Consider the following 9,708-nt stretch of genomic DNA (forward strand, 5'->3'; position numbering starts at 1 on the left):
CATGGAATTAGCAGATATCCGGGACTGGGTCAAAACGCTGGGTGTAGGAGATCATTTCTACATTGGAAAAGTTGAAAGTAAGAAGGAGCGCTCTGTTGGGGTTTACCAGCGGCAGATATCGGGCAGGCCTAATATCGCTCTGGGAGGTCTGGAATGCACAAAGACAGCCAGCAGGCAGGTCAGTATACTAATTCATTGGAATAAGTATGCAAATGAGACTGAGGAAGCTGCGCAGGTCATGTATGACAGGATCATGCAGGTGACAGATTTAGAGATTGCCGGAAAACATGTGAATTACCTGAAGCTGGACGTACCGGAGCCTATTGACGTGGGGACGGACGATAACGGTGTGTATGAGCGTGTCATCTGGCTGACATTGTATTATGAAAGGTAGGTAAAGATATGGCAGGAAAAACAGGAGTATATCCTTGTTATGAAAATCAGTTCCAGGCAGGGGCTGCGAAGGAAGGGGCTACATCCATTGCGGATATGGAGACCTTTTCTGTAAAATTTGATAATGGTGTGGAAGAATGGTATCCCTTTGATACAGAGGGCTGGGTACGCAGGCTGGCAACAGCAAAAAGCATCACCATCTCTGTATCCGGCAAAAGAAATATCGGGGATACCGGAAACGACTATGTATTTAATAAGACATTTAAGAATGGACGGGATGCGGAAGGGTATTTTGGCTGGACGTTCCCGGATGGGACGGTCATCTCCTGGGATGCTGCAGTTTATAACATCACAAATACGGGAGCCGGTAAATCTACTGAGGTTGGACCGCTGGAATTTGATGTGATGAGTAATGGAAAACCGACGGTAACATTGCCTTCGGGAGGTGGAGCAAAATGAGCAAAATAGTTGATATTACAGATAAATTGCAGTTTGAGGAGAATCCTAAACTGGTCATAAAAGACAAAGAGCTGGAAGTAAATGCCGACGCAGCCACAGTCCTGAAGATCATGGGCATATTGGGGGATGGCGAAAATGTACAGCCCAGTGATGTAGTGAAGATGTACGAACTGATCTTCAGTGAAGCGGACCGCAAAAAGATTGATAAGATGAAGCTGCAGTTTGCAGATTTCCAGACGCTGGTCTTTTCTTCTATCAGTCTGATAACAGGCGAGGAAGAATCGGGAGAGTAATGACCCGTACTATGACCTGATAGATGATTTTGGGCTTGTTATATCATCTTTTCAAACACAGTACGGGTTACGTTTATCACGGGAATTGCAGCAAATGAAATGGGATGAATTTAAAGATATGCTGTCCGGCTTGGGGCCTGATACGCCTCTGGGCCGGATGGTGTCTATCCGGTCAGAAGACGACCCGGAAATCCTGGAGCTATTTAGCCCTGAGCAGAAGCGTATTCGGATGGAATGGCGAACACGGGCGGCAAAAGACATGTCCCAGGAGGATATGGATAATTTCCTGGAAACTATGAAGCAGGCTCTTATCCAGGCCGCGGGAGGCAGGTGAGTATAAATGGCGCTTAGCGTAGGCCAGATTGGCCTAGATTTAGTAGTAAATAAAAATCAATTTCAAAAGCAGATGTCCGGTATTACCGGAATTGCCAAAAAAGCAGGATCTGTTCTTGCAACCGCATTTGATTTAAAAAAAATAGTCGATTTTGGCAAGCAATGTATAGAACTGGGGTCTAACCTGGCAGAAGTGCAGAATGTTGTAGATGTTACATTCCCACATATGACTGCACAGGTTGACCAGTTTGCAAAATCGGCAGCAGCCAGCTTCGGACTGTCGGAGACGATGGCTAAACAGTTCACCGGTAACTTTGGCGCAATGGCGCAAGCTTTTGGGTTCTCAGAAAAACAGGCCTATAACATGGGAACCACCTTGACAGGCCTGGCTGGTGACGTTGCATCCTTCTATAATATCAGTCAGGATGAGGCATATACAAAGCTTAAATCTGTTTTTACAGGTGAGACTGAGTCCTTAAAAGATTTAGGCGTCGTAATGACCCAGAATGCTCTGGATGCCTATGCAATGGCAAACGGCTGGGGTAAGACTACGCAGGCAATGAGCGAGGCTGAAAAAGTGGCCCTGCGGTATCAGTTTGTGCAGGAACAGCTTTCAGCAGCATCCGGTGATTTCGTTCGGACATCTGATAGCTGGGCCAACCAGGTACGTGTGTTGAAACTACAGTTTGATAGTTTGAAGGCAGCACTTGGACAAGGCCTGATCAATATATTGACACCTGTTTTGAAGCTGCTGAACCAGCTGCTGGGGAAATTAATGACGGCTGCGTCAGCTTTTAAGAGCTTTACAGAAATGCTGACAGGTAAGAAAGCGGAGGCGGGTTCCGGATTTAGAGATACAGCGTCTGATCTGTCGGCGGCTGCAGGTGCGGCAGATTCTCTGACAGATTCTACAAAAGACGTCGGAAAAGCGGCAGAGAAGGCATCCAGGAGCCTGATGGGCTTTGATAAGATCAATAAACTGCAGGATAAGGGTGGTTCTGAGGGTGGCGGGACACAAAACCTACCAATAAAAGGCATGGATATCAATTACGGTAACCTGGCTGAAGGAGATACAGTAATTGACGAATTGGACTCAAAGTTCCAGAATATGTTTCTGAATATCCAGAGGAACATACAGCCTACCATAGATTCCTTCAAGCGATTGTGGAATGAAGGCCTTAAACAACTGGGGAGTTTTACCCAGACAGCACTGGGGGATTTTTTCAGTGGTTTTCTTGGTAAAGTGGCAGGCTGGCTTTTCCAGACAGGTATTCCCGGATTTGTTGACGCTTTAAATGATGGCCTGATGGATATAAAGTTTGAAGATATCAATGAGGCACTGCGTGGACTGTGGGATGCACTGGCCCCCTTTGCCATTCATGTAGGCGAAGGGCTGTTGTGGTTTTGGCAGAATGTGTTAGTGCCACTGGGGGTATGGACTGCCAATGAGGTAGTGCCGCGTTTCCTTGATACATTAGCAATCGCTGTTGAAGCAGTGAACCGGATCCTGGAGGCATTGCAGCCATTATTCCAGTGGTTTTGGGATACTGTATTGCAGCCGCTTGCGAGCTGGGCTGGGGGGATTTTCCTGGCGGTATGGGACAAGATTAATGGAGCATTGCAGAAATTCAGTGATTGGTGTAAAGAACATCCAATGGCTATTCAAAATATGGCCATTATTATCGGTTCATTTTTTGCGGCGTGGAAAATTAGCAGCTTGGTCTCAAAAGTATCTGGTTTTATTACAACTGCTATTAATATCGTGAGTTCTATTAAGAGTATTTCTGGTGCGATAAGCCTTGTAAAATATGGTTTATCTTTACTAACATCTGCATTTAATCCGGTAATACTTATCATTGGAGGAGCTATTGCAGCAGGTATATTACTCTGGAAGAACTGGGATACAATCTCAGCAAAAGCAAAAGAAGTATGGTCTTTTGTCCAGGAAAAATTTCAGAAGTTTGATAATTTCCTTACAGGAGTGTTTACTAAAGACTGGACAAAAAGTTTTATAGGATTTGGTGGGGTCTTAAATGGATTTTCAAAAAATGCTTCAAATATATGGGGCGCTGTTAAAAAGTTGTTCGGGGGAATTATTGATTTTGTCTCAGGAGTGTTTTCTGGTAATTGGGAGAAAGCCTGGGGAGGTATAAAGGATACATTTAAGGGTATATGGGACTTAATGGTATCCATAGTTAAAACACCGATTAATTTAATTATCGGAGCTGTAAACGGACTGGTAAAAGGAGTTGTAAGCGGTTTAAACGGGGTAATAAAGACTATTAATAAGTTGAGTTTTGATATTCCGGAATGGGTGCCAAAATATGGAGGCGAAAAATTTGGATTCGACATTAAAGAAATCACTGCACCACAAATTCCATATTTGGCGCAGGGTGGTTTTGTAAAGGCAAATACCCCGCGGCTGGCTATGATTGGTGATAACCGCCATTACGGTGAGATCGTGGCACCGGAAGACAAACTGCAGGCTATGGTAAATACTGCAGTCATGGCCGCAGGCGGCAGCGGTTTGTCTAAGGCAGATGTGGAATCTATCGTCAACAGTGCAGTGACAAGGTTTATTGCTGCAGTCGGGAAGATGGGATTCTTTGTGGATGGTGAACTTTTGGCCAGGGCACTTGACAGAGCACTGGGTAATGCTAATTACCGCCATAATCCGGTAGAGGTGACATAAATGAAAGATATTTTAAGAGCAGGAGGCGTGGTGCTGCCGGCACCCGTCTCCATTTCCGTTAATGATGAGATCATATGGACTTCAGACACGGGCCGTACAATGGATGGGACGATGGTAGGTGATCCGGTTGCTGATAAAAAAACTGTCAGCATTAAATGGGGCGTGCTCCCGGAATCAGAGGTTGTTCTCATCAGACGCACACTGACAGCAGGTTTTTTTCCCTTTACCTTCAGAGATGACGGTATCAATGTGACAATAGAAGTATACCGGGGGACTATCTCAAAAGAACAGATAGGCCGCCTGTGGGATGGGATATTCTGGTACCGCAGTGTGACGGTGGACATTATACAGAGGTGATGACATGGTAAAGACAAGTATGGACTACAGAAGAGCTGTGGTACAGGACAGGATATTTCATGTGCGGGCAGTGATGCGGTTCCCGGATGGGACAGAGATGGTGTTGACAAACACAGAACTGATGACAGACGGACTGACCATTAAAACAGGGGTATCCGGTACAGACAGCTTTGACATTGGTTCTGTATCTATCAGTGAATGCACGCTGCGCCTGGATAATACGGATGGCAGGTTTAATCCCTATGATTTCGAGGGTGCAGTCATAAATGTCAGTGTTGGGCTGCAGCTTTCAGATGATAAGATTGAATGGATACCCAAGGGCATATACACTGCGGAGCCGGGAAAATTCACAGGTGCGGTGATATCCGTAACTGCGTATGATAACATGGCGAGATTTGACCGGCCATATACTGAAAGCGTTTTAAAGTATCCAGCCACACTGGGACAGATCATAGCAGATGCCTGCAGTGTATGTGGTGTGGTGCAGGCATCTGCGGATTTTCCGAACCGCAATTACACAGTAAAGGAACGGCCTGACGATGAAGCACTGACCTTCAGGCAGGTGCTGACCTGGGTGGGGCAGATAGCCTGCCGTTACTGGCAGTGTGATGCATATGGCCGATTGACGTCAGGATGGTATGATACTGCCGTATTTGGACGTCATAATGGCATGGATGGTGGCAGCTTTGATGAGGGGACTCCAGTCTACGGGACTGGTGACAGCGCAGATGGCGGCAGTTTCATGCCCTGGACAGACGAGGATAGCCTGGACGGCGGAACATTTGAGAGCTTACAGGAGTACCATCATCTGTATGCATTAAACAGTATAAACGTTGCTACAGACGATGTGGTAATAACCGGGATCAAGGTGACGGAGGCGCAGGACACCACTGTACAGGATACCCCGCCGTCTTATATGACGGGCGTGGAAGGTTATGTGCTGGAGGTAAAGGATAATGATTTTATCCGTAAGGGAAATGGTAAAACTGTAGCAGATTATTTAGGCGGCTGCCTGATAGGGATGAAATTCCGTCCAGTGTCTCTCTCTTGCCTGTCAGACCCCGCCATAGAGGCAGGAGATCCGGCAATCGTGACAGACTATAAGCAGAACACCTATGAGTGCTATATTACAAATACCACCTACCAGACAGGTAATTATCAGTCGGTATCCTGTGATGCAAAAACACCGGCCCGCAACAGCGCATCCAGATTTACAGAGGCCACACAGGCATTTGTGAAAGCGAAAAAGAATACTAAGGTACAGATAAACGAGTACGATAAGTCGGTACAGGCCCTGACCAGTCTGATCACTCAGTCTTTTGGCGTATATAAGACGGAAGAAAAGCTGGAGGATGGCAGCACCATTTTTTATATGCACAATAAACCAACGCTGAAGGAATCAGATACCATCTGGAAGATGACGGCAAATGCCTTTGCGGTCTCTACGGATGGCGGAAAGACCTGGAATGCTGGCATGGACAGCCAGGGGAATGCTGTGGTCAATGTTTTGTCGGCTATAGGCATTCGTTTCGACTGGGCGAGGGGTGGTACCCTGACGTTAGGCGGGGAAAATAATGTTAGCGGTTCTATGCATATTTTAGACGAAAAGGGAAATCAAATAGGGTTATGGGATAATTCAGGTATAACTGCTGAAAATGCGTGGATTAAAGGAACTATAACAACAAAGAATAATCCCTACCATCATTATTTACAGATGTCAACAGGAGCATTAACACTAATATCTGAAAAAAAAGGTAAACTTGATAGGATTTATTCTATTCATGCCTCCGAAGTATTGAGTACCGAAACAGGTGAGGTGCTCAATTATGGACCGCAATTTGTATTTCATAAAAAATGTGGCACGTTTAGTTTGGTATTCCAGAATGCACAGCCTATAAAGTCTTGGACGTTTGGAAGTGAGGGAGCTACAGATGGCAGTACACGCATACCAGGTTCAAAATCTGGGCGGGCTGAATTTTCGGATGGCAGTTACCTGGACTTTAAAAATGGTTTTTGTGTAGGGGGGAAGACTGCGAGTGGTTCGACATTTTAAGGAGGCAGAAATATGGCACTAATAATAAGTAACGCATATCTGACCCAACCACAAATGACAGACAATGCACAGTATATCGCAGATTATCTCTATGCCAGAGGCTGGACCCAGAATGCCATCGCTGGAATACTCGGTAACATGCAAAGAGAATCCACAATGAACCCTGGACTATGGGAATCCTTAATATATGGCAACATGTCAGGCGGGTATGGCCTGGTGCAGTGGACACCGGCAACGGGTTACACATCATGGGCAGATGCCAGGGGATATCCCTGGGGAAACAATTACGGCAATACGACAGCATATTTTAACGGGCAGTTGGAATGTATTTTATGGGAAGTGGCAAACAACCAGCAATGGATTGCCACTTCCTCTTTTAATTTCTCATTTTCTGCATTCACAAAATCTACACAGACCCCTGAATATCTGGCAGAAGCATTCATGCGGAATTACGAGCGGCCCGGGGTGCTGGAATTGGAGGAGAGAAAACAGAATGCCCGGTACTGGTATAACAATCTTACTTATGGGACAAGCAGGATCGAGGATGTAGTTCAGCTTGTATTAAGCCGTGTGGGTAAAAATACCTATACAAATGATTGGAACCTGAGACAGCGGGTATTTGACGAACCTACGGGGTATAGTGACTGCTCGTCATTGATGTGGAAGGCATTTGAGCGCGGGGCGGGCATCCAGATAGGTACATGGACCGGGGAACAGATGGAACAGGGGGACCGGGTCTGGTACAATCCGGATTATGAAGATGTGTTTTCACTGGATATGCAGAGAGTTTCAGGCGCACAGCGCGGAGACCTTGTTTTCTGGGGACCAAACGACAGCCCTGATGCATCCACCCATGTAGAAATGTATCTTGGTAATGATCAGTTTGCAGGACATGGTTCCGGAATTGGACCGCGCATCAAAACAGCAAGCACATATATACATACCGGTAAGCTGGTGGAAGTGCGCAGATATCTGTCGGGCGGCGTCACTCCGCCTCCTGTCACATGTGTTTCTTTAGTACGCTGGATACCAGGATAAGGGAGGTGAGATATCATGGCAATACAGGATAGGCGGGGAGGATATGACCATTTTGACCCGCAGAAGATGGTGCCAGGGGAATGGGCGGTAGTCTTGAGGGGAGACCCTAATGTGAGGGATGGGAAAGCAACTTATGTATGCTTTTCCGCTGGTGTCGTTAAGCGCCTTATGACAGAGGAGGATCTGACGATCGAGTTGGACGAGCGGACACAGGAGGTCATCAACAGGCTGGTAGGAGAAGTTGGTGAAGCTATTAAAAATGCTGTGGAAGCAGCAAAGTATGCCAATAACGCCGGAAACTCAGCTAACTTACAGGCTCAGGCTGCAGAGGCAGCTGCCAATAGAGCCGATGCCACTGCAGATGATCTGGAGAAGCGCAGACAGGCAGGAGAATTCGATGGCCCGGCAGGTCCGCAAGGCCCGATAGGAGCAACCGGTCCGGCAGGCCCGCAGGGACCTCAGGGTATCCAGGGGCCAAAAGGAGACAGAGGAGACAAAGGAGACCGGGGTGGTGATGCCGCAGTGGTAGAGAGCAAAGGAGTCTATGCCTTCCAGGTGCGGGAGGATGGACACCTATATGTTGTCTACGCCGGCACAGATGCACCGGGTTATAAGATAGACGATAACGGCCATTTGGTCATGATCTTATAAGTCCAGCTAAGTTACCATTAACATAATCTCTGATGGAGGTAGAATCTCTCTTTCAGTTATTAATTCAAATAGATATTGGAACTTTTAATTTTTAGTCCTTATTGACTACACCATTATTATACTAGGAGGTAGAAAATTATGCCCGAACTTGATTTAGGCAGTGTAATGGGGCCTCAGGGGCCTAAGGGAGCGGCAGGAGCGATAGGTCCGCAAGGTCCGGCTGGTCCAGCAGGTCCAACTGGACCTCAGGGGCCAAAAGGGGATAAAGGTCTGACTGGAGCAACAGGGCCGCAGGGACCTCAGGGAGCAACAGGAAAGGTGGATGCGGCAACACCTATCGCATTTACAGATGCAGTATCCCGTGAGGCATTAGTGACAGGGAATTCTATAGCGGTGTTATTTGGAAAGATATCCAAGTGGCTGAAGGACACAAAGTACCTTGCTTTCAGTCGTGTGGCTGATTTGGCTAATAAAGTGACACCTGAGAATACGGATACATTTTTATTGGAAGAAGCAACGGGAACGGGGAAGAAGCTATTATTTTCCAACTTTTTGACTTATCTTCAGAATGAGGTTAAACCCAAAACGACGGCAGGTAATGTTACATTTACTAAAGCAGATGGAACTGCAAGTAATGTGCAGGATACTGTTACTGCATTAAACTCCGCTTTAGAGAACAAATCTGAAACATCTCACGTTCATGATAATAGATATTATACTAAAAACCAATCAGATGACAGGTATTACACCAAGTCGCAAATTAATAATGAATTGAGCAACTTAAAATTTGAAATTGGTACCTCAATAATCACTGTATCCGGAAAAACTGCTTCAAATAAAGATATATCATTTACAAAAACATATAGCTCAACACCAATAGTCATTGGGATGCCAAATTCTTCTTGGGCTGATGTATTGGGACTTACAATATATAACGTAACAAAAACTGGTTGCAGATTACAGTTACACAATGCATCTGCAACAGGAACAACTGCGCCTATAATGTATTTAGTTGTAGGTAAATAGTTGGATTTATTTCCATATACCAATTGCAAGCCATTCAATCCATAATCCGCTTGTAGATGCATTGCATCCTAATCTCGTTTTTGTTGTAGAAGTGGTTAGTGTGCCTACGTTTTCTGGGATTCCTCCTGTAAACCTAGGTGATGTCATTACAATTGGAGACTCTTTGAATTTTGTACGGAAAGTTACATCAAGATAATATAATTTTCCTGAAGAACTATACGAAAATGTAGTGGTTTGGCTTGCCCCCCAAAGGATCATTATACCTGACTGCCCCTTAAATATCCCTTGATTATTTGTAGAACCAGTGGTTCCTTCTGTTGTTTCGTTCGATAGAAGCGTACTTATGCTGTTAATATTTTTTTCAACAATAGACAAATCGGATTCTTCTGCTTTATTAACTATAGCGGAGTTTA

At 45.6% G+C, this 9,708-nt stretch carries 11 protein-coding genes; 10 read left to right on the plus strand and 1 reads right to left on the minus strand.

The annotated features are described in order from the left end of the window. The first annotated feature begins 1 nt into the window (after window position 1). The 10 genes from CI595_RS25065 to CI595_RS26285 all read left to right on the plus strand — a co-directional run bounded on the left by CI595_RS25065 (window position 2) and on the right by CI595_RS26285 (window position 9,295). A complete protein-coding gene (locus tag CI595_RS25065) occupies window positions 2-394 on the plus strand; it encodes a minor capsid protein (RefSeq protein ID WP_095176331.1) in 393 nt (130 codons plus the stop codon). An 8-nt stretch (window positions 395-402) separates the two neighbouring features. Next, on the plus strand, window positions 403-852 hold the full coding sequence (locus CI595_RS25070; protein ID WP_095176332.1) for a phage tail tube protein: 450 nt from the start codon (window positions 403-405) through the stop codon (window positions 850-852). Further along, the gene (locus CI595_RS25075) at window positions 849-1,145 is read left to right on the plus strand and encodes a hypothetical protein (protein WP_095176333.1); all 297 of its coding nucleotides are present in this window, start codon (window positions 849-851) and stop codon (window positions 1,143-1,145) included. The genes CI595_RS25070 and CI595_RS25075 overlap by 4 nt, the downstream gene beginning before the upstream one ends. Window positions 1,146-1,185: 40 nt before the next feature. Beyond that, on the plus strand, window positions 1,186-1,479 hold the full coding sequence (locus CI595_RS25080; RefSeq protein WP_243135256.1) for a Gp15 family bacteriophage protein: 294 nt from the start codon (window positions 1,186-1,188) through the stop codon (window positions 1,477-1,479). Window positions 1,480-1,485: 6 nt separating this feature from the next. After that, window positions 1,486-4,170: a phage tail family protein gene (locus CI595_RS25085; RefSeq protein ID WP_095176335.1), complete on the plus strand. Its 2,685-nt coding sequence runs from the start codon at window positions 1,486-1,488 to the stop codon at window positions 4,168-4,170. Further along, window positions 4,171-4,527: a hypothetical protein gene (locus tag CI595_RS25090; protein WP_095176336.1), complete on the plus strand. Its 357-nt coding sequence runs from the start codon at window positions 4,171-4,173 to the stop codon at window positions 4,525-4,527. It abuts the gene before it with no gap. A 4-nt stretch (window positions 4,528-4,531) separates the two neighbouring features. Beyond that, complete coding sequence (locus CI595_RS25095; RefSeq protein ID WP_095176337.1) at window positions 4,532-6,580, plus strand: hypothetical protein; 2,049 nt, start codon at window positions 4,532-4,534, stop codon at window positions 6,578-6,580. 12 nt (window positions 6,581-6,592) lie between these two features. Beyond that, window positions 6,593-7,618, plus strand: a complete 1,026-nt coding sequence (locus CI595_RS25100; protein ID WP_095176338.1) for a phage tail tip lysozyme — start codon at window positions 6,593-6,595, stop codon at window positions 7,616-7,618. Window positions 7,619-7,633: 15 nt separating this feature from the next. Then, window positions 7,634-8,269, plus strand: a complete 636-nt coding sequence (locus CI595_RS26770; RefSeq protein WP_095176339.1) for a collagen-like protein — start codon at window positions 7,634-7,636, stop codon at window positions 8,267-8,269. A 138-nt stretch (window positions 8,270-8,407) separates the two neighbouring features. Then, complete coding sequence (locus CI595_RS26285) at window positions 8,408-9,295, plus strand: collagen-like triple helix repeat-containing protein (protein ID WP_095176340.1); 888 nt, start codon at window positions 8,408-8,410, stop codon at window positions 9,293-9,295. 6 nt (window positions 9,296-9,301) lie between these two features. Here the strand turns inward: CI595_RS26285 and CI595_RS26205 are convergent. Beyond that, on the minus strand, window positions 9,302-9,708 hold a 407-nt coding region (locus CI595_RS26205), incomplete at its 5' end, for a hypothetical protein (protein ID WP_205728125.1).

This window comes from Blautia hominis (assembly GCA_002270465.1).
Lineage (GTDB): Bacteria > Bacillota > Clostridia > Lachnospirales > Lachnospiraceae > Blautia > Blautia hominis.